The sequence below is a fragment of the Klebsiella sp. C283 genome (genome assembly GCF_048822555.1).
Classification (GTDB): domain Bacteria; phylum Pseudomonadota; class Gammaproteobacteria; order Enterobacterales; family Enterobacteriaceae; genus Klebsiella; species Klebsiella quasipneumoniae.
The window spans coordinates 79,767-100,413 of record NZ_JBMEZS010000012.1; the positions used below are offsets into that span (position 1 = coordinate 79,767).

Genomic DNA, 20,647 nt, shown 5'->3' on the forward strand with positions numbered 1-20,647 from the left:
ATGGAACTTGATTGCCCTCTGTGCCACGCGCCGTTAGATGTCAAAGGCAGCAGCGCGCATTGCGCTCAGTGCGAAAGGGTATTTGCCCTTGAGGCGCGCTGCCCGGAATGCCACCAGCCGCTGGAGGTGCTGAAGGCGTGCGGCGCGGTGGATTACTTTTGCCAGCACGGGCACGGCCTGATCTCGAAAAAACGGGTGGAGTTTATTCCGCTGGTTTAGGCGGCGATGGCTTTCTGGCCCGCGTTTTTTTCACCGGCGCAATCTGCCTCACTTCGCTTTCGACCCAGCCGTCTTTCAGGCGGGTGGTGAGCAGATCGCCGGTTTTGACCTGTTTTGTCTGCTTCAACACCGTGCCGTCGCTCACCGAAGTGACGCTATAGCCGCGCGCCAGGGTGGCTAAGGGACTCACCGCCTCCAGATGGGTCACCGCGTGACCAAACCGTTCACGCCGCTCGCTGAGGCGGCTACGCATCGTTTCCGCCAGCCGGTATTCCAGCTGCTGGACGCGCGATTGCGCCCGGTGGATACGCGGCTGCGGGTTATAGTGATTCAGGCGCTGAACAGTGCGCTTTTGCCGCTGCTCGGCGCGTTTAAGCTGCGATTCCACGGCGATGCGCATCCGCTGGCGCAGGCGTTCCAGTGCGGTCTGCTGGCGGGCCAGCCGCAGCTGCGGGTGCTGCTGCTGCAGACGATGGAACAACTGGGTAAAACGGCGCTGGCGACTGGCGAGGAAATAGTCCATCGCCATCTCCAGCCGCTGCTGCCCGGCCTGTAGCTGTCGCAGCAGCTCCTGCTGATTACGGCTGACGATCTCCGCGGCGGCAGAAGGGGTCGGCGCTCGCAGGTCGGCAACAAAATCAGCGATAGTGACGTCGGTTTCATGGCCGACGGCGCTGACGATAGGGATCTGGCTGGCGAAAATAGCGCGCGCCACCCGCTCATCGTTAAAACTCCACAGATCCTCCAGCGAACCGCCGCCGCGTCCGACAATCAGCACGTCACACTCCTGACGCGCGTTCGCCAGCGCGATGGCGCGCACAATCTGCCCGGGGGCATCGTCACCCTGGACCGCGGTCGGGTAGACGATCACTGGCAGCCCGGGGTCGCGGCGTCTGAGGACATGAAGAATATCGTGCAGCGCGGCGCCGGTTTTCGAGGTGATGACCCCGACGCAGCGGGCGGGGGAGGGGAGCGCCTGCTTATGTTTTTGATCGAACAGCCCTTCCGCGGTTAACTGCGCTTTCAGCTGCTCATACTTCTGCTGCAGCAACCCTTCGCCGGCGGGCTGCATGCTTTCGACGATAATCTGGTAGTCGCCGCGCGGCTCATACAGGGTGATGTTGGCGCGAACCAGCACCTGCTGCCCATGCTGTGGGCGAAACGTGACCCGGCGGTTGCTGTTGCGGAACATCGCGCAGCGCACCTGGGCGTTATCGTCTTTTAAGGTGAAGTACCAGTGGCCGGAAGAAGGCTGGCTGAAGTTAGAGATCTCGCCGCTGATCCAGACCTGGCCCATTTCGCGCTCAAGCAGCAGACGCACCGTCTGATTGAGGCGGCTAACGGTAAAAATTGCGGGGGATTGAGAGGGTAACATGTGAGCAAGATCAAACTTTAAATCAGCAGGTTATTCAGTCGATAGTAACGCGCTCAGAGGGGATGGCAAGTATTATTTGCAAAAAAGGGTAGATGCAATCGGTTACGCTCTGTATAATGCCACGGCAATATTTATCCACCCTGGTCGAGATATTGCCCATGCTACGTATCGCTAAAGAAGCCCTGACGTTTGACGACGTCCTCCTCGTTCCCGCTCATTCTACCGTTCTGCCGAATACAGCCGATCTCAGCACTCAGCTGACGAAAACCATTCGTCTGAATATTCCTATGCTCTCCGCAGCCATGGATACCGTAACGGAAGCGCGTCTGGCTATTGCCCTGGCACAGGAAGGCGGCATCGGCTTTATTCACAAAAACATGTCCATCGAGCGCCAGGCGGAAGAAGTTCGCCGCGTGAAGAAACATGAGTCCGGCGTGGTCACCGACCCGCAGACCGTTCTGCCGACCACCACCCTGCGTGAAGTGAAAGAGCTGACCGAGCGTAACGGCTTCGCCGGCTACCCGGTGGTTACCGAAGAGAACGAGCTGGTCGGCATCATCACTGGCCGCGACGTGCGTTTCGTCACCGATCTGAACCAGCCGGTCAGTGTCTACATGACCCCGAAAGAGCGTCTGGTTACCGTTCGTGAAGGCGAAAGCCGTGAAGTAGTCTTTGCGAAGATGCACGAAAAACGCGTTGAGAAGGCGCTGGTTGTGGATGAGAGCTTCCACCTGCGCGGGATGATCACCGTAAAAGACTTCCAGAAAGCGGAACGTAAACCGAATGCCTGTAAAGATGAGCAGGGCCGTCTGCGCGTAGGCGCTGCGGTCGGCGCCGGCGCGGGCAACGAAGAGCGCGTTGACGCGCTGGTGGCTGCGGGCGTTGACGTCCTGCTGATCGACTCCTCTCACGGCCACTCCGAAGGCGTTCTGCAACGTATTCGTGAAACGCGCGCGAAATACCCGGACCTGCAGATCATCGGCGGCAACGTCGCCACTGGCGCAGGCGCGCGCGCGCTGGCGGAAGCCGGTTGCAGCGCGGTGAAAGTGGGCATCGGCCCGGGCTCCATCTGTACGACCCGTATCGTGACCGGCGTAGGTGTGCCGCAGATCACCGCCGTTTCCGACGCGGTGGAAGCGCTGGAAGGCACCGGTATTCCGGTTATCGCCGACGGCGGTATCCGTTTCTCCGGCGACATCGCTAAAGCGATCGCGGCCGGTGCGGCGGCAGTAATGGTCGGCTCCATGCTGGCCGGTACCGAAGAATCCCCGGGCGAAATCGAACTCTACCAGGGGCGCTCTTACAAATCCTATCGCGGGATGGGCTCCCTCGGCGCGATGTCAAAAGGCTCTTCTGACCGCTACTTCCAGAGCGATAACGCCGCTGACAAACTGGTGCCGGAAGGTATCGAAGGCCGCGTGGCCTATAAAGGCCGCCTGAAAGAGATCATTCACCAGCAGATGGGCGGCCTGCGCTCCTGTATGGGTCTGACCGGCTGTGGTACCATTGACCTGCTGCGTACCAAAGCTGAATTCGTACGCATCAGCGGTGCGGGCATTCAGGAAAGCCACGTTCACGACGTGACCATCACCAAAGAGTCCCCGAACTACCGTCTGGGCTCCTGATTTCTTCGCCCGACCTTGCGTCGGGCGATTTATTTACTCTGTTTCACTTGCCTCGGAATTAGCGTCAATGACGGAAAACATTCATAAACATCGCATTCTCATTCTCGACTTCGGGTCACAGTATACTCAGCTGGTGGCGCGTCGCGTGCGTGAGCTGGGCGTCTACTGTGAGCTGTGGGCATGGGATGTCACGGAAGCACAGATCCGCGAATTTAATCCAAGCGGCATCATTCTTTCCGGCGGCCCGGAAAGCACCACCGAAGAGAACAGCCCGCGCGCGCCGCAGTATGTGTTCGAAGCCGGCGTGCCGGTATTTGGCGTCTGCTACGGTATGCAGACCATGGCGATGCAGTTGGGCGGCCATGTAGAGGGCTCTAACGAGCGTGAGTTTGGCTACGCGCAGGTTGAAGTGGTTAACGACAGCGCGCTGGTGCGCGGTATCGAGGACTCTCTGACCGCGGACGGCAAACCGTTGCTGGACGTGTGGATGAGCCACGGCGACAAAGTCACCGCCATCCCGTCTGACTTCGTCACCGTCGCCAGCACCGACAACTGCCCGTTCGCCATTATGGCCAACGAAGAAAAACGCTTCTACGGCGTGCAGTTCCACCCGGAAGTGACCCATACCCGCCAGGGGATGCGTATGCTGGAGCGCTTCGTGCGCGACATCTGCCAGTGCGAAGCCCTGTGGACCCCGGCGAAAATCATCGACGACGCCGTTGAGCGTATCCGCCAGCAAGTTGGCGATGACAAAGTGATCCTCGGCCTCTCCGGCGGCGTGGACTCTTCGGTGACCGCGATGCTGCTGCACCGCGCCATCGGCAAAAACCTGACCTGCGTATTCGTGGATAACGGTCTCCTGCGTCTGAACGAAGCCCAGCAGGTGATGGACATGTTCGGCGACCACTTTGGCCTGAACATTGTTCACGTCGAAGGCGAGCAGCGCTTCCTCGACGCGCTGAAAGGCGAGAACGATCCGGAAGCGAAACGTAAGATTATCGGCCGCGTCTTCGTGGAAGTGTTCGACGAAGAAGCGCTGAAGCTGGACGACGTCAAATGGCTGGCGCAGGGCACCATCTACCCTGACGTTATCGAATCTGCCGCTTCCGCTACCGGTAAAGCGCACGTCATCAAATCTCACCACAACGTGGGCGGCCTGCCGAAAGAGATGAAGATGGGGCTGGTTGAGCCGCTGCGCGAGCTGTTCAAAGACGAAGTGCGTAAGATCGGTCTGGAGCTGGGTCTGCCGTACGACATGCTCTACCGTCACCCGTTCCCGGGCCCGGGCCTTGGCGTGCGCGTGCTGGGCGAAGTGAAGAAAGAGTACTGCGACCTGCTGCGTCGCGCGGACGCTATCTTCATCGAAGAGCTGCACAAAGCCGATCTGTACAACAAAGTGAGCCAGGCGTTCACCGTGTTCCTGCCGGTTCGCTCCGTCGGCGTGATGGGCGATGGCCGTAAGTACGACTGGGTTGTTTCCCTGCGTGCGGTGGAAACCATCGATTTCATGACCGCGCACTGGGCGCACCTGCCGTATGATTTCCTCGGCCGCGTCTCTAACCGCATTATCAATGAAGTGAACGGTATCTCCCGCGTGGTGTATGACATTAGCGGTAAGCCGCCAGCAACGATCGAGTGGGAATAACGCCCGCCCGTTAATCGTTTTTGATTTAAGCCCGCATCCTGCGGGCTTTTTATTGCCTGTCTCATTTCACCGCTTGCTCAATCACCCGGGCAATCTCCTCCGGTTGGCTCACCATCGACACATGGCTTGCCGCCACCTCAGTGGTTTTCGCATCAATCGCCTTCGCCATCGAACGCTCCAGATCCGGATTGATCATCCGGTCATTCTTGCTGACCACATACCAGCTCGGCTTATCATGCCAGGCCGCATGCGTGACCTTTTCGGTAAAGGCCTCCGCGCGGATCGGGCCCTGGGTGGCGATCAGCCTGTTTTGCTCAGCAGCCTTAATATCTGGCGCAAAGTCCTGGCGTACCGATTTTTCAGGTAACCAGAGAAAACCCTCTGCGGTTTTAGCAATACCTGCGCTGCCCGGTGGGGCAGGGTAGCTCCCCGCCAGATCCGCCGTCGACTGGCCCGAGTCCGGGGCAAACGCCGCCACGTAAACCAGCGATTTGACCCGCGCAGCGTTACCCGCCTCGCTGATCACCGTCCCGCCCCAGGAGTGGCCTACCAGCACCACATCCCCGTGGGCCCGGGCGATGGCGCGCTGGGTTGCGGCGACATCCTCTTTCAGCGAGTTGAGCGGCAGCTGAACGGCAATGACCTCGGTATGCTGGCGTTGCAGTCTGTCGATCACCTGGTTCCAGCTGCTGCCGTCGGCAAAAGCGCCGTGCACCAGCACCACGGTTTTATTGCTACTCGCCAGTGCGGTACCGCTGGCGGCGGCCAGCAGCAGGCCCACCGCGAAGGTATGAAGAGACTGTTTTTTCATGGTGACGCCTCAACGGTAAATATCTGCGGTGCCCGACAGGGTGTTGTTCCCCCCGGCGGAGGTAATGCGAAACGCACCGGCGCCCGCTTTAACGGCTTTGGCCTGCAGTTTCGCCTCCAGATCCGCCAGCGACGTTGCGCCGCTGCTGTCGGAAACGGTGCCAATTTTTTGCAGCCCCTGAGGCTGGTTAATTTCCCGGGCAGCGAAAGCGGAAGACGCCATTGCGGCGGAGAAGGTCAGAACAGCAATCAGTAATGCTTTCATGGTTAAGATCCTCAAAAATAAGTGACTGGTGGCGTTCAGTGCATAACCGCAGCATGCGGCGGTACGATGAATTCGACGGTCTTGCGATCAACAGGTTTATGGGTTGGATCGGCGAGAATAAGGGTAACCTTGTGATGACCGGCAGGCAGGCCCACCAGAATAACCGGCTCGCCGCTGGCGTCGGCCCAGTGCCAGGGGTTGTCATCCACGATGACGTGGATATGGCCGATGCGCGGCGCCACTTTCAGCGCCTCGGGCCCGAACACCGGTTCAATACGCATGTTCTCGGCGCGGTATTGAATAAAGACCGCACCTTTACTCAGCGGGCCCGCCAGCGGCGGATCCACAATCAGTGTTGCCGGTGGCAGGGGCTGTTCGGGCGGTGCAACGGCGGCGGGGCCGTTAACATCCGCGGCGCTGAGTCCGCTAAGCGGTGCAGCCCAGGCGCAGCCTGATGTCAGCGCGAACAGCGTGAAGAGTAAATGTGGACGTATCATCGGGGTATCTCCTCATCGGGTCATCAATGGCGACAGCCTCATAAAACCATTTTTATGTATCGGGTCTGTTTGCTGTGGGCGGCTTTTTTGTATGGCTGCGTAAGCAGGGCGGCGTGGATACAGTGCGATACATTCCGCGCATGCGAAGGGCTGTATCTGCTGGCATGGTGTCTGCAGAGGCACCCGGGTGGGTGCTACAGCAAACAGGAGAATGACCATCATGAATCACGAAAAGGTAGCGTTGATTTTCGGCGGCGCGCGCGGTATCGGGGCGGCCATTGCGGCGCGACTGGCGCACGAGGGCTATCGGGTTGCCATCACCTGGGTATCACGCCCGGATCGGGCGCAGGCGCTGGTATCAACGATTGAGCAACGGGGCGGTCAGGCGATAGCCATTGAAGCCGACAGCGCAGACCCCAGGGCTATCCAGGCCGCGGTGGATAAGACATTACGGCACTACGGCAGGCTGGATGTCGCGGTGGTAAATGCGGGCGTGCTGCGTCTCGGTACCCTTGAGGCCTATTCGCTGGACGATCTGGATACCACCCTGGCCGTCAACGTGCGTGGTGTCTTCCTTGCCATTCAGGCGGCGGTTAAGCCGATGGCGGAAGGGGGGCGTGTGATCACCATCGGCAGTAATACCGCGGTGCGTACCGGCCATGTGGGCAGTAGCGTGTATGCCATGAGTAAAGCGGCTGTCGCCTCAATGGTGCAGAACCTTGCGCTGGATCTGGCGCCACGGCGCATCACGATTAACAACATCCAGCCGGGGCCCATCGCCACCGATATGACTGCCGGAATGGCGGAGCAGATCGTCGGGCGCATTCCCTTGCAGCGTATGGGCGAACCGGACGAAATCGCCTCGCTGGCGGCCTGGCTTGCCGGTGAATCGTCCGGCTACATGACGGGTACAAGCCTGACCATCGACGGCGGCTTTGTGCTCTAGTCGCTAAGGGCAGGGATACCCTCAGCCTGGTGCGATGCCTGCCCCTTGACGATAGCCACCGCCAGTACGGCAATCAGCAGCGTTAACCCCCACGACAGCCACATCGCCCCGATCGTCCCTAAAGCCCGGTTCAGCCACGCATAGGCCAGCGGGGAGGCCGCCGCCATCAGCTGGGCCGGGATCAGCAGCACCCCGGTGCGTCTGGCGTACGCTTCAGGGGCAAACAACTGCAGCGGCAGCGTGGCTTTGACGATGGTCACCAGCCCGTTAATCGCCCCGTAGCCCAGCACAAAACCGGCGGCTGACCAGAGAAAAAGCGAGCTACTCAGGCCGAGCATAAAGCACACCGGCATAGCCAGCGCGGTAAGCAGCGTCAGGCGAAGCGGGGTGAGCCCCGCCCCGGCCACCACCTCCAGAAACCGTGCACCAGTCTGTCCAACGCCCCATAACATGCCGACGGCAACCGGCAGACCGACGCTTATGATAAATTCCGGCAGATGGGTGGAAGTGCCATTAGAGACAAAGGTGATCAGCGCGATAAACGCGGCGTACAGCCAGCCGTTTCGCCGATCCCGTACCGCGGCAGGGGCGGCGGGTTTATTGACGATAAAGCCTGTTTTATTGGGTAGCGACAGGGTTAACGCGGCGCTTAGCAAGCCGAACAGGGCATAGATCAGCAGTGCTTCCCGCCAGCTCATGGCCGCGAGCAGAGCCTCCCCCAGCGGCCAGAACACCACCGAGGCCAGCCCACCCGTCAGGGTTATGCGGGAGATCGTCCGTCGCGCCTGCTTGCCGTAGAGATTAACCAGCGCGGCAAACAGCGCGTCATACAGCGACAAACGCATGCCGATGCCGGTCAACAGCCAGGCGCTGTACCAGGCGACAAGCGAGTGTGCGTCAGCCATAAGCAGACAACCGACGGCGAGCAGCAGGGAGCCTGCCATCACCACGCGTTGCCCGCCAGCACGCGACAGCAGCCGGGCGACAAACGGCGAGAGGGTGGCCATCACCAGCATGGCGAGCGTCAGGCCTGAGTAGATTTGTGGGGATGACCAGCCGGTATCTGCCGACATCGCCCCGGCAAAGGTGCCGGGCATATAAAAAGAGATACCCCAGTTGATCAGTTGCTGAGCGCCCGCCGTGAAGGCGAGGCGTCGGGGAATAGCCGGTGTTTCCATGGTTTTTCATTCCGTTAAGACAGTTGTCCTGAGCATACCCGGCAGGCTATTGTTCTGGCAGAGCGGCCACCTTATGCGCGGTATAAGAGAAACTTTGCATGACAACACTGAACCTGGGAAACCTGGCGACCTTCCGGCTGGTCGTACAGCGCGGCAGCTTCTCCGCCGCCGCCGACGCGCTGGGGATCTCCCAGCCTGCCGTCAGCCTGCAGGTGCGTCAGCTGGAGCAATTTTTACAGACTCGGCTGCTGGAGCGCACCGGGCGTGGGATCAAGGCGACGGCGGCGGGAATGGCGCTGCTGGCCCACAGCGAGCAGATCGATCGGGCGGTGAATAGCGCGGTGCAGTCGGTCAGCGCATTTAGCCAGGAAGTTAATGGCTCGTTGACGCTGGGGACCGGCGCGACGGCCTGCATTCATCTTCTTCCGCCGCTGCTGCAGCATCTTCGTCAGCAGCATCCGCTGCTGACGGTGGGGGTGACCACCGGCAACACGCTGGATATCGTCCGGGCGGTGGAGGAAAACCGGCTCGATCTTGGACTGGTTACCCTGCCCGTGCAGGGGCGCAGTCTGGCAGTGACCGCAGTGGTTGACGAGGAGTTCATGGTCATTCATCCCAGCCACGAGGCGGGGATCCCGGCGGTGTGCACCCCTGAAGCGCTGCAGGCGCTGCCGCTCATTGCCTTCGAGGCGGGCAGCGGCACGCGGGATCTGATTGACCGCTGGTTCCGTTCGGCGGGCCTGGCGGTTACGCCGGTGATGCAGCTGGGAAGCATCGAGGCGATCAAACGCATGGTGCGGGCCGGGCTGGGCTACAGTATTGTGCCCCGCATGGCGGTGGAGCAGGCGGAGGATCGCTGTGGCTTAACGGTACATTCTCTGGCCCCGTCGCTGTACCGTCAACTGGCGGTTGTCATGCGTCAGGATAAAGTGATTACCAAAGGAGTGGCGGAAATGCTGCGTCTGCTACAGGCCGTGCGCTTATAAATCGCCAGCGTCAACACATGCCTCGTCAGGAATAGTGTCTCGAAAACGGGCGTCTCTGACTGCGGCTGGGGGCGCACCCGGCACGGGCTCAACGGGTTACTCGCGGGCGGAAGGCTCGACGGTGAGCGTTGACTCCTGCGACGCTTTTTTATCCTGGTGATGGTACCAGGCGCCAATGGAGGAGTAGACAAAGCGTCCAAAGAAGAAGAGAAAGCTGATAAGCAGTACGATACGGGTCATGCGACGGTTAAATCGATGTCGTTTACGCATACTGGGTGCCTGACTCACAAAAGGTTCCTTGAAGTATACCCGAAGATGGGCGATGGGGGTATTAAGGCACAGGAACGAGGTGGGGTCAATTGATGCAGATGTAAAAGTGCGGCAGTGAAAACATTAATTAATGTTATATAAGATAATCGGCGTATTTACATGCTCACTTTATTAGCCAGGGAAAGGTGAAAAAATAAGTTTTATTAATGTTGGTGTCAGCATTTGTTGATTTATATCAACAGCCTCATTCTCTTGGCCACTAAAATCAGCGGACGTTACCGTATCGTAATTACTTATGCGGTCAGCATGGGGTGGTTGGATGCCTGCCTGAATATGCCTCGCAGGAGCAGAGGCTCTCTGTAGAGCACCTATGAATTTATTAAAATACTATCAACAATATCGCGACAAATGGTGGGCCTTACCGCTTCTCCTGCCTGTGCTGTTATTACCCCTTGCCAGAGGGATGAATACATATACCATGCTGAATGGTCACATGGTTTATCTTTATTATCTTCCCCTGGCGCTGGTGCTCAGCCTGATGATGTTTTTCGGCTGGGCGGCGATCCCCGGTATTATCGTTGGCCTGCTGCTTACGCTGGCCCGGGGCATGACGCCGGAACAGGCCTTTGGCGTACTGTTCCATTTTCTGATCCCCTGCGTACTCTGCTGGGGCGGATACCGCATCTTTGTTCCTCAACGGCAGCAGGTATCGCACGGTAACGTCAGACTGATGCCGCATCGTTTGTTCTGGCAAATGCTGCTCCCTTCGGTCATTTTTCTGATTCTGTCGCAGATCGCCGAGTTTCTGGGGCTGCATCCGCGCACAACGGAGATGACCGGCGTCTCGCCGTTTAGTTTACGGTCGTTAATCACCTTTCAGGCGCTGATGGTAGGGTGCCTGACCGGCGTGCCCTTATGTTATTTACTGCTGCGGGTAATTCGTAACCCTTTTTATTTACGCGGATTTATTTCTCAGGTTCGCTTACAAATTGATCCAAAAATAAAAAAAATTGAAATCATCAGCTGGGTGGCGATATTAATCCTGCTGCTGGGGCTATTATTGATGCCGCTTAATGATAGCAGCACTATATTTAGTACAAATTATACATTATCCTTACTGATGCCGGTGATGCTGTGGGGGGCGATGCGTTTTGGCTATCGCTTTATCTCGCTGATCTGGACGCCGGTACTGATCGCCGTGATCCATTTTCATTACCGTTATTTACCCATTTATCCAAGTTATAACACTCAGCTGGCGATCACCTCGTCAAGCTATCTGGTGTTCTCGTTTATTGTCGCCTATACGGCGATGCTGGCGACACAGCAGCGGCTGATCTACGCCCGCGTCCGACAGATGGCCTTTCTCGACCCGGTGGTACATATGCCGAATCTGCGGGCGCTGAGCCGGGCGCTGAACGGCGGGAGCTGGTCGACGCTCTGTTTTTTGCGTATTCCTGAGCTTGAGCTGCTGGGCCGCCACTATGGGGTGCTGTTGCGCATTCAGTATAAGCAAATGCTGGCGAATCACCTGCGTGCGCTGCTGCAGCCGAACGAAGCGGTATATCATCTTGCCGGTCACGATTTAGTGTTTCGTCTCAACAGCGAAGGGCACCAGGCGCGCATTCATTTAATTGAGCGCTCCCTGCGACAGTTCCGTTTTCACTGGGACGGGGTCCCCCTGCAGCCGCGGATCGGCATGAGCTATTGCAACGTCCGCTCGCCGGTGAAGCATCTGTATTTGCTGCTTGGCGAGCTGAACACGATTGCCGACATGTCGCTGGCCAGCGGCCATCCGGAGAATTTGCAGCGCCGCGGCGCCGGGCATGTCCAGCAGGATCTGAAAGACAAAGTGGTGATGATGAACCGCATCCTCAAGGCGCTGGAGCAAGACCATTTTGTCCTGATGGCGCAACCTATCCAGGGCATTCGCGGCGACAACTACCATGAAGTGTTGTTAAGGATGAAAGGGGAGTCGGGGGAGCTGACGGGGCCAAACGAGTTCCTGCCGGTGGCGCACGAGTTTGGGCTGTCCACGCGCGTGGATCAGTGGGTCATTGATCACACCCTGGCCTTTATGGATGCCAACCGGCGGGCGCTGCCCGGTCTGCGGCTGGCGATCAACCTCTCTCCGGTCTCGCTGAGCCGCAGTCAGTTTCCCGAGGAGGTGGAAAACCTGCTGCAGGCCTATAACATTGAGCCATGGCAGATTATCTTCGAGTTGACCGAAAACTATGCGCTCAGCAACCCCGAGCTGGTTTGCCAGACATTAGAGCGTCTGCGGGCGCTGGGCTGCCGGGTGGCGATCGATGATTTTGGTACCGGCTACGCCAGCTATGCGCGGTTAAAAACGATGAACGTCGATATTCTTAAAATCGACGGCAGCTTTATTCGCAATCTGCTCGCCAGCAGTCTTGATTACCAGGTGGTGGACTCTATCTGTCGTCTGGCGCGGATGAAGAACATGCAAGTGGTGGCCGAATATGTCGAGTCGCCGGAGATACGCCAGGCGGTCATCGCGCTGGGGATAGATTATATGCAGGGCTATGATATTGGCGTTCCGGTACCTCTGGCGCAGCTGGCGGAGGGGATGAGCGCCTGAAGCGGTAAAAAGCCGGGCGCGATGGCCCGGCTCGAATGCTATCCACAGAGGCGATCAGGCGTCTGGCTCTTCTTCCGCAATCTTCAGCAGCCACTCCGGCACACCTTCCCAGTACTGCTGCTCTTTTTCCAGATCCAGCAGCACCAGCGCATTCTGGCTAAACCAGTTGTGCGGGAAGGTCAGCGTCCAGTGGTGAGCTTCCGTCTGCAGCCGTAGCGTCGGCGGCGTGGTGGTGGCCTGACGCTGGTTATTCAGCAGCACGCCGAGGCGCAGCAGCTGGATCAGCGGCAGAAACTGCTTTTTCCTGAATAGCGTAAAGCGCGGCAGGTCGTCGAGTTTTATCGCTTTGCGATGATAGCGCACCAGCGTGGCCATCAGCATCTGCTGCTCCTGGTTGAAGCCCGGCAGGTCGCTGTTCTGCAGAATGTAGGCCGAGTGGCGGTGCATACCGCTGTGGTTAATATTCAGGCCCACTTCATGGAGCATCACCGCCCACTTCAACAGCGCCGCGAGGTGTGGATTGGCCAGCTTCGGATTCTGCTCCTGCCACTGCTCCAGCATAAGGGTGGTGGTTTCCAGTACCCGGCGCGCCTGTTCGCGATCGATGTTGTACTGATTCGCCAGACTCTGCGCCGTGCGGCTACGAATATCCTGGTGGCGGAAACGGCCTTCCATTTCGTACAGCACGCCTTCACGCAGCGCGCCATCAGACAGACGAAGCTCTTTAATGGCTAACGCGTCAAACACGCCGCACAGGATCGCCAGCCCCGGGGCAAAGACCGCTTTACGGTCTTCCGAGAGGCCGGGCAGGCTGAGCGCGTCGAAGTTTTTATGTTTCAGCAGCTCACTGACCAGCATTTCGAGGCGTTCCGGCGTAATAAACCCGTCCTTCTCGCCCATCGCCACCAGCACTTCCTGGGCGGCTTTAATGGTGCCGGAGGCGCCCAGCGCCACGGTCCAGCCCTGAATACGGAACTGCCAGGCCAGGGTTTCCAGCTTTTGCACCGCCGCCAGGCGAGCGCGCTGAAAATTTTCCTTATTGATCGTCCCGCCCGGAAAGTAGGCCTGGGAGAAACTCACGCACCCCATGCGGCGGCTTTCCACCAGGCGGGGCTCAAAATCTTCACCGATGACCAGCTCAGTCGAACCGCCGCCGATATCAATCACCAGCTTACGGCCGCGCTCCGGCTGCGTGTGCTCCACGCCCATAAATATCAGGCGCGCTTCTTCATTACCGGAGATGATTTCGATCGGGTAGGGGATCACTTTTTCCGCGCGTTTAAGAAACTCCGCCGCATTGGTCGCCTGACGCAGCGTATGCGTCCCGACGATGCAGACGCTGGAGGGAGAAAATCCCTGCAGGCGTTCGGCAAACAGCGACAGGCAGTTCAGCCCGCGGGTCATGGCTTCTTCGCTCAACACCGAGTTTTCATCGAGGCCATCGGCCAGATGTACGCGCTGTTTCAGGCGTCCGATGATCTGCATGGCGCCGTCGACGACACGGGCGATCACCATATGAAAACTGTTCGAACCAAGGTCAACCGCAGCGAACTCCTGCGGTCGAGGGGTTTTTTCGTTTATTGGCATAGGTTAGTCGGGTTGTTCGAGTGATTTGAGATAATCGTAAATCGCCATCTGAGCGCGCACTTTACGGCGATTGCCGCGCGGCACATAGCGATTACTCAGTTCTTTATCAAGATAGCGCGCTTTTACCGTATCGTTGAACAGGATATCAAAAATATCCAGCACCCGCTGTTTCAGGCGCGGGTCGAGCAGCGGGGCGGCAACTTCGATACGATAATCGATATTACGCGTCATCCAGTCGGCAGAGGAGAGCCAGACCTGCTTATCGCCACCGTTTTCAAAACAGTAGACCCGGTCGTGCTCGAGGAAACGGTCCACAATGCTGATGACGCGAATATTTTCGCTGATGCCTTCCAGACCGGGGATCAGCGAGCACATGCCGCGGATCAACAGGTTGACCGGCACGCCGGAGCTGGAGGCGGCATACAGTCTGTCCACCAGCCCTTTGTCCACCAGGTTGTTCAGCTTCAGGGTAATACCGGACGGCTGCCCGTTCTGCGCATTGGCGATCTCGCGGTCGATCATCTCATACAGCAGACGACGCGAGTTCTGCGGCGACACCAGCAGGTAATCGAAGCTGACCGGGCGGTAGGGGTTTTCAATAAAGTTAAACACCCGGCGGACTTCATTGGTAATGCGCGCATCGGCGGTTAACAGCGAATAGTCGGTATAGATCCGCGCGGTCTTCTCGTTGAAGTTACCGGTGCCGATGTGGGCGTAGCGCACCACCTCATCGCCTTCTTTACGCGAGATAAGGAACAGCTTGGCGTGGATCTTCAGGCCCGGCGCGGAGAAGATCACGTGAACGCCCGCTTCCGTCAGGCGTTTCGCCCAGTGAATGTTGGCCTCTTCGTCAAAACGCGCCTGCAGCTCCACCACCACGGTGACTTTTTTACCGTTGTGGGCGGCGTGGATCATCGCGTCGATGATGCGCGAATCCTTGGCCACGCGGTAGATGTTGATTTTGATCGCCAGTACGCTGGGGTCGAACGAGGCCTGGCGAAGCAGCTCCAGCACATGCTCAAAAGTATGATAGGGGTAGTAGAGCAGCACATCGCGTTCGCGAATGGCGTCGAAGCCGTTGCGGAATTTATCAAACCACAGATGACGCAGGCGCGGCATAGGTTTATTGACCAGATTGGCCTTACCCACGTTCGGGAAGCCGATAAAGTCTTTAAAGTTGTGATAGCGGCCGCCCGGCAGCATTGAGTCATAGTTGGAGATGGAGAGCTTATCGCGCAGCATTTCGACCATCGCGTCCGGCATATCGCGCTGGTAGACGAAGCGAACCGGCTCGGCGGTCAGGCGCTGTTTCAGGCTGGAGGACATCAGCTCCATCAGGCTCGACTCCATCTCATGCACCAGATCGTACTCGGCGTCACGGGTCATTTTCATCGAGTAGGCGTTCAGCGCATCGTAATCAAAGAAGCCTTTAAAGATGTCGTCCAGGCAATAGCGCAGAATGTTATCCAACAGGATCATTGGCTTACGGCGACGAGGCGCTTCCGGCGGCAGGTTTACGAAGCGCGGGACCTTATCCGACGGAATTTCCAGCAGGGCATAATTGATGTTTTCCCCGCGGATAATCTCCACCGCCAGATAGGTGTAATCATCTTTCAGAAACTGCACGAGGTCCGTTTCGCGGTTAATCAGGATCGGCGAGATATGCTGGCGCAAATACTGTTTAAAGTAGTTGCGCAGCCAGGCCTGCTGATTGACGGACAGCTGACGCTCATTGATCAGGAAGATCTGATTGCGCGCCATCTCCAGCAGCAGTTCGTTATACAGACTATCGAATTCCTGATCGGCCTTCAGCACGCGGGCCTGGATTTTGCCTAACAGGTGGCGAGAATGGGCGGTACTGCCTTGTTCTTCACTGATAATAATCCGGCGCTTAAGCTCAGCGAAGCGCACTTTGTAAAACTCATCAAGGTTGTTGGAGTAGATCCCTAAGAAGCGCATGCGCTCAATCAGCGGGTTACTCTTGTCCGCCGCTTCCTGCAGCACGCGCTCGTTAAAAGATAACCAGCTGAGTTCTTTTTCGATGTATAGCTTTTCCTGGCCCATTACCGCTCACACTCCGTTTTACTCACAGGACGTAGACTATTATGACGAATTTTTCTGCATAGCGATTTACTGTGTCACAACTATATGACAGTAAGAAGAATTATTTCTGTGAGATGTTTGATTAATAAACAATTTTAATTAAAAAAAAGCCCCGCGATGGCGAAAGGCGGGGCTGTTGTTCATTCTTCAGCGGCATAGCCCTGGGGGGGAAGCTGTCGTTCATCCAGCCAGGCGTGGTTGCCCTCCATGCGCAGACGCCCCTCGACGAACCAGCTTATCACCAGCGGATAAATGGCATGTTCCTGGGTCTGAACCCGCGCCGTGACCTCTTCCTCGCTGTCGCCAGCAAAGACCGGCACTTTGGCCTGCAGGATAACCGGACCGCCGTCCAGCTCGTCGGTGACGAAGTGCACCGAGGTCCCATGCTCCTCGTCACCGTTTTCCAGCACCTGGCGATGGGTATGCAGGCCAGGATACTTCGGCAGTAACGAAGGGTGGATGTTCAGCAGACGTCCCTGATAGTAGCTGACGAAGGCGGGGCTCAGGATACGCATATAGCCCGCCAGCACCACCAGATCCGGGGCGTAGGCGTCAATTTCATGCATCAGCTGACGATCGAACGCTTCCCGGTCGGCAAACTGACTTTGCGCCAGCGCGTGGGCCGGGATCCCGGCCGCGCGCGCGCGCTCAAGGCCGAACGCATCGGCCTTGTTACTGAATACCGCACGCAGGGTGCCGTTTATCTGTTTCCGGCCGCAGGCGTCGATGATCGCCTGCAAATTACTGCCGCTACCGGAAATCAGCACCACAATGTTTTTCATGCAATGACCACACGCTGTTCGGAATCGGAGGCTTTGATATACCCGATTTTCCACGCGTTTTCACCTTTCTCGTTCAGCAGGGCAATGGCCTTGTCTGCTTCTGCAGCCGGCAGGGCGATAACCATCCCCACGCCGCAGTTAAAGGTACGGTACATCTCATGCTGGCTGACGTTACCGGCGGTTTGCAGCCAGTTGAAGACGGACGGCCACTGCCAGGAAGACTCATCAATCACCGCCTGGGTGTTGTCCGGCAGCACGCGCGGGATGTTTTCCCAGAAGCCGCCGCCGGTCAGATGGGCGATGGCGTGGACGTCAACGCTGGCAATCAGGTCGAGAACCGATTTCACATAGATGCGGGTCGGCGCCAGCAGATGGTCGGCCAGCGGTTTGCCGTCAAGGTCGGTAGTCTGTGGGTCAACGCCGCTAACTTCAATAATCTTACGCACCAGCGAATAGCCGTTAGAGTGCGGGCCACTGGAGGCCAGCGCCACCAGCACGTCGCCGTCAGCGACTTTACTTCCGTCGATGATTTCTGATTTTTCCACCACCCCGACGCAAAAACCCGCCACGTCGTAATCTTCGCCGTGGTACATCCCCGGCATCTCTGCGGTCTCACCGCCCACCAGCGCGCAACCGGACTGCAGGCAGCCTTCGGCGATGCCGTTGATGACGCTGGCTGCGGTATCGACGTCCAGTTTACCGGTGGCGTAATAATCAAGGAAAAACAGCGGCTCAGCGCCCTGAACCACCAGGTCGTTCACGCACATGGCGACCAGGTCGATGCCGATGGTGTCGTGACGCTTCAGATCCATTGCCAGACGCAGCTTGGTACCGACGCCGTCGGTGCCGGAGACCAGTACCGGCTCGCGGTATTTCTGCGGCAGTGCGCACAGCGCGCCGAATCCGCCCAGTCCACCCATCACTTCCGGGCGACGGGTTTTCTTCACCACGCCCTTAATACGGTCGACGAGAGCGTTGCCTGCATCAATATCCACGCCGGCATCTTTATAGCTGAGAGAGGTTTTGTCGGTCACTGCGAAGTCTCCACGCGTTTGCGGTAAGCAAGAAAAATCGGCGCAATTCTAACAGGGAAAGCAAACGTTTGCGAGCCTGCTTTACAGTCGGCGTAAAACCGTTGGCGGATGGTCAAATTTGATACTGCTCACGAAAATGAAACCGGGTACAGCCTTGTGCTTGCCTCAGTGCCAGGGAATCCTCATCATACGAATGAAACCGGTTTCTATGGTTGGCCGCCGTGTGGATCACCGGTGCATTATGCTCGACAGGGGAGGGATGAATGAAGATTGCGGCATTTGATATCGGCGGCACCGCGCTAAAGATGGGCGTCATGACCCGCGACGGCAGGCTGCTGGAAACCGCGAAGCAGTCAATCAATGACAGCGATGGCGATCATATCTTACAGACCATCTTGTCGTGGCTGGCGGCCCACCCGTCGTGCGAAGGTATAGCCATCAGCGCGCCGGGCTATGTCGATCCGCACAGCGGCTTTATCACCATGGGCGGCGCTATCCGTCGATTTGACAACTTCGCCATGAAATCGTGGCTCGAGACGCGAACCGGGCTGCCGGTCTCGGTGGAAAACGACGCCAACTGTGTGCTGCTGGCTGAGCGCTGGCAGGGCAAAGCGGCGGAAATGGCCAATTTTCTGGTGCTCACTATCGGCACTGGCATCGGTGGAGCGATTTTTTGCCAACATCAGTTGATCCACGGGGCGCGTTTTCGCGCCGGTGAGTTCGGCTATATGCTTACCGATCGTCCTGGCGGACGCGATCCCCGTCGCTACTCGATGAATGAAAACTGCACCCTGCGGGTGCTGCGCCATCGCTATGCGGAACATATTGGCGCGCCGCTGGATAGCGTCACTGGTGAAATGATTTTTGACCGCTACGACGCCGGCGACCCGGTTTGCCAGCGTTTGGTCGCCGAGTTCTTCAATGGCCTGGGCCATGGCCTTTATAACCTCGTCAATATCTTCGATCCGCAGACTATTTTTATCGGCGGCGGCATTGTGGAACGCCCTGGATTTCTGACGCTGCTGCGCCAGCATCTGGCCTGGTTCGGCATTGCCGACTATCTCGATACCGTCAGTCACGGCAATGATGCCGGCCTGATTGGCGCGGTTTACCATTTCAATCAGCACTATCGTTCGCCTGGCGACGATCGACCTTAGGGAGAGATTATGTCCGGATTTAAAGAAGGTTTTCTGTGGGGCGGCGCGGTGGCGGCGCATCAGTTAGAGGGCGGCTGGCAGGAGGGGGGCAAGGGGGTCAGCGTGGCGGATGTCATGACCGCCGGCGCCCACGGGGTGCCGCGGGAAATCACCGACGGCGTGGTAGCGGGGAAAAACTACCCGAACCATGAGGCGATCGATTTTTATCATCGCTACCCGCAGGACCTGGCGCTGTTTGCCGAAATGGGCTTTAAATGTTTCCGCACCTCGATTGCCTGGACGCGTATTTTCCCGCAGGGCGATGAACAGGAGCCGAACGAGGCTGGCCTGCAGTTTTATGACGATCTGTTCGACGAATGTCTGAAATACGGTATTGAACCGGTCATTACGCTGTCGCATTTTGAAATGCCCTATCACCTGGTCACCGAGTACGGCGGCTGGCGTAACCGCAAGCTGATCGACTTTTTCGTGCGCTTCGCCAGGGTCGTCTTCACCCGCTACCAGCATAAAGTGAAGTACTGGATGACCTTCAACGAGATCAACAACCAGGCCAACTACCATGAGGACTTTGCCCCCTTCACCAACTCCGGTCTGAAGTATGTGCCGGGTGAAGATCGGGAACCGGTGATGTACCAGGCCGCACATTATGAGCTGGTGGCCAGCGCCCTGGCGGTGAAAGCGGCGCGCGAGATCAACCCTGCTCTGCAGATAGGCTGCATGATCGCCATGTGTCCCATCTATCCGCTGACCTGCGCGCCGGACGATATGATGATGGCGATGAACGCCATGCACCGCCGGTACTGGTTCACCGACGTCCACGTGCGCGGCCGCTATCCGCAGCATCTGCTCAACTATTTTGCCCGCCGCGGCTTTAGCCTGGACATGACCGAAGCCGATCGTCAGGCGTTAACCGAAGGCTGTGTCGACTACATCGGCTTTAGCTACTATATGTCCTTCGCCACCAAAGCCACCGAAGATAACCCATTGCTCGATTATGATGAAACCACCAGCCTGGTCTCCAACCCGTACGTGAAAAAGTCGGACTGGGGCTGGCAGATAGATCCGGTCGGCCTGCGCTATTCGCTGAACTGGTTCTGGGATCACTATCAGCTACCGCTGTTTATTGTCGAAAACGGTTTTGGCGCGATCGATGTTCGTGAAGCGGACGGCAGCGTGGATGACCAGTACCGTATCGATTATCTCTCCGCCCATATCGCGGAGATGAAAAAGGCGGTGGTCGAAGATGGTGTTGACCTGATGGGCTATACCCCGTGGGGCTGTATCGATCTGGTTTCCGCCGGCACGGGGGAGATGAAAAAACGCTACGGCTTTATCTACGTGGATAAAGATAATGAAGGCAACGGCACGCTGGACCGCAGTAAGAAGAAGTCGTTCGACTGGTATAAGAAGGTGATTGCCAGCAACGGGGAGCAGCTATAATTTCCCGATGGCGCTGCGCTTATCGGGCCTGCGTGGTTTCCAGTCCGGGTAAGCGTTAGCGCCGCCCGGCAGAACCCCGCGCTAAAACCGGAGCCTCGTCTCCGGTTTTTTTTGTCTCTAAATCACTTT

At 57.9% G+C, this 20,647-nt stretch carries 17 protein-coding genes and 1 pseudogene; 8 read left to right on the plus strand and 10 right to left on the minus strand.

Translation table 11 applies throughout. From position 1 onward, the window contains the following. Positions 1–219, plus strand: a complete 219-nt coding sequence (locus tag ACOI7Z_RS22440) for a zinc ribbon domain-containing protein (RefSeq protein ID WP_004201901.1) — start codon at positions 1–3, stop codon at positions 217–219. On the opposite strand, the gene xseA is transcribed toward ACOI7Z_RS22440, so the two are convergent. Next, complete coding sequence (gene xseA, locus ACOI7Z_RS22445) at positions 203–1,594, minus strand: exodeoxyribonuclease VII large subunit (RefSeq protein ID WP_023290630.1); 1,392 nt, start codon at positions 1,592–1,594, stop codon at positions 203–205. The two genes, ACOI7Z_RS22440 and xseA, sit on opposite strands and share 17 nt — an antisense overlap. Before the next feature lie 158 nt (positions 1,595–1,752). Here xseA and guaB point away from each other — a divergent pair, with 158 nt between their 5' ends. Together guaB and guaA are read left to right on the plus strand one after the other, a co-directional pair. Continuing rightward, positions 1,753–3,219, plus strand: coding sequence for an IMP dehydrogenase (gene guaB, locus ACOI7Z_RS22450; RefSeq protein WP_004151980.1), 1,467 nt, complete (start codon positions 1,753–1,755; stop codon positions 3,217–3,219). Positions 3,220–3,286: 67 nt separating this feature from the next. After that, entirely contained in the window at positions 3,287–4,864 is a 1,578-nt protein-coding gene (gene guaA / locus ACOI7Z_RS22455; protein WP_008803811.1) for a glutamine-hydrolyzing GMP synthase, read from the plus strand. 61 nt (positions 4,865–4,925) lie between these two features. Here the strand turns inward: guaA and ACOI7Z_RS22460 are convergent, their stop codons facing one another. From ACOI7Z_RS22460 to ACOI7Z_RS22470, 3 genes are read right to left on the minus strand one after another with little or no spacing between them, the layout of a single operon-like run. After that, entirely contained in the window at positions 4,926–5,675 is a 750-nt protein-coding gene (locus ACOI7Z_RS22460) for an alpha/beta fold hydrolase (RefSeq protein WP_032453711.1), read from the minus strand. A gap of 9 nt (positions 5,676–5,684) precedes the next feature. Further along, complete coding sequence (locus ACOI7Z_RS22465; protein ID WP_044524334.1) at positions 5,685–5,939, minus strand: YdgH/BhsA/McbA-like domain containing protein; 255 nt, start codon at positions 5,937–5,939, stop codon at positions 5,685–5,687. Between the two features lie 35 nt (positions 5,940–5,974). Beyond that, positions 5,975–6,436, minus strand: coding sequence for a DUF6130 family protein (locus tag ACOI7Z_RS22470; RefSeq protein ID WP_087848840.1), 462 nt, complete (start codon positions 6,434–6,436; stop codon positions 5,975–5,977). A gap of 220 nt (positions 6,437–6,656) precedes the next feature. Between ACOI7Z_RS22470 and ACOI7Z_RS22475 the strand changes: the two genes are divergently transcribed. Beyond that, positions 6,657–7,382, plus strand: a complete 726-nt coding sequence (locus ACOI7Z_RS22475; RefSeq protein ID WP_077255383.1) for an SDR family oxidoreductase — start codon at positions 6,657–6,659, stop codon at positions 7,380–7,382. On the opposite strand, the gene ACOI7Z_RS22480 is transcribed toward ACOI7Z_RS22475, so the two are convergent. Then, positions 7,379–8,560 (minus strand): MFS transporter, encoded by a 1,182-nt coding sequence (locus tag ACOI7Z_RS22480; RefSeq protein WP_044524332.1) that lies wholly within the window; start codon positions 8,558–8,560, stop codon positions 7,379–7,381. The genes ACOI7Z_RS22475 and ACOI7Z_RS22480 overlap by 4 nt on opposite strands. Before the next feature lie 73 nt (positions 8,561–8,633). On the opposite strand from ACOI7Z_RS22480, the pseudogene ACOI7Z_RS22485 reads away from it, so the two are divergent. After that, a pseudogene (locus ACOI7Z_RS22485) lies at positions 8,634–9,546 on the plus strand (LysR family transcriptional regulator). Between the two features lie 96 nt (positions 9,547–9,642). On the opposite strand, the gene ACOI7Z_RS22490 reads toward ACOI7Z_RS22485, so the two are convergent. Next, positions 9,643–9,816 (minus strand): YfgG family protein, encoded by a 174-nt coding sequence (locus ACOI7Z_RS22490; protein ID WP_017900441.1) that lies wholly within the window; start codon positions 9,814–9,816, stop codon positions 9,643–9,645. 370 nt (positions 9,817–10,186) lie between these two features. Between ACOI7Z_RS22490 and ACOI7Z_RS22495 the strand changes: the two genes are divergently transcribed. Beyond that, the gene (locus tag ACOI7Z_RS22495) at positions 10,187–12,415 is read left to right on the plus strand and encodes an EAL domain-containing protein (protein ID WP_087848842.1); all 2,229 of its coding nucleotides are present in this window, start codon (positions 10,187–10,189) and stop codon (positions 12,413–12,415) included. A 54-nt stretch (positions 12,416–12,469) separates the two neighbouring features. Here the strand turns inward: ACOI7Z_RS22495 and ppx are convergent, their stop codons facing one another. The 4 genes from ppx to purM all read right to left on the minus strand — a co-directional run bounded on the left by ppx (position 12,470) and on the right by purM (position 17,921). Further along, complete coding sequence (ppx, locus tag ACOI7Z_RS22500) at positions 12,470–14,002, minus strand: exopolyphosphatase (RefSeq protein WP_004201914.1); 1,533 nt, start codon at positions 14,000–14,002, stop codon at positions 12,470–12,472. 3 nt (positions 14,003–14,005) lie between these two features. Continuing rightward, positions 14,006–16,066 carry a polyphosphate kinase 1 gene (gene ppk1 / locus ACOI7Z_RS22505; RefSeq protein WP_002913838.1) on the minus strand — a complete coding sequence of 687 codons (2,061 nt, stop codon included), beginning with the start codon at positions 16,064–16,066 and terminating at the stop codon, positions 14,006–14,008. Between the two features lie 179 nt (positions 16,067–16,245). Beyond that, the gene (gene purN, locus ACOI7Z_RS22510; protein WP_087848843.1) at positions 16,246–16,887 is read right to left on the minus strand and encodes a phosphoribosylglycinamide formyltransferase; all 642 of its coding nucleotides are present in this window, start codon (positions 16,885–16,887) and stop codon (positions 16,246–16,248) included. Continuing rightward, positions 16,884–17,921, minus strand: coding sequence for a phosphoribosylformylglycinamidine cyclo-ligase (purM, locus tag ACOI7Z_RS22515; RefSeq protein WP_004201922.1), 1,038 nt, complete (start codon positions 17,919–17,921; stop codon positions 16,884–16,886). The genes purN and purM overlap by 4 nt, the downstream gene beginning before the upstream one ends. Before the next feature lie 263 nt (positions 17,922–18,184). Between purM and bglK the strand changes: the two genes are divergently transcribed. Continuing rightward, positions 18,185–19,078: a beta-glucoside kinase BglK gene (bglK, locus tag ACOI7Z_RS22520; protein ID WP_023290623.1), complete on the plus strand. Its 894-nt coding sequence runs from the start codon at positions 18,185–18,187 to the stop codon at positions 19,076–19,078. 9 nt (positions 19,079–19,087) lie between these two features. After that, complete coding sequence (locus ACOI7Z_RS22525) at positions 19,088–20,518, plus strand: 6-phospho-beta-glucosidase (RefSeq protein WP_087848844.1); 1,431 nt, start codon at positions 19,088–19,090, stop codon at positions 20,516–20,518. The last annotated feature ends 129 nt before the right edge of the window (positions 20,519–20,647 follow it).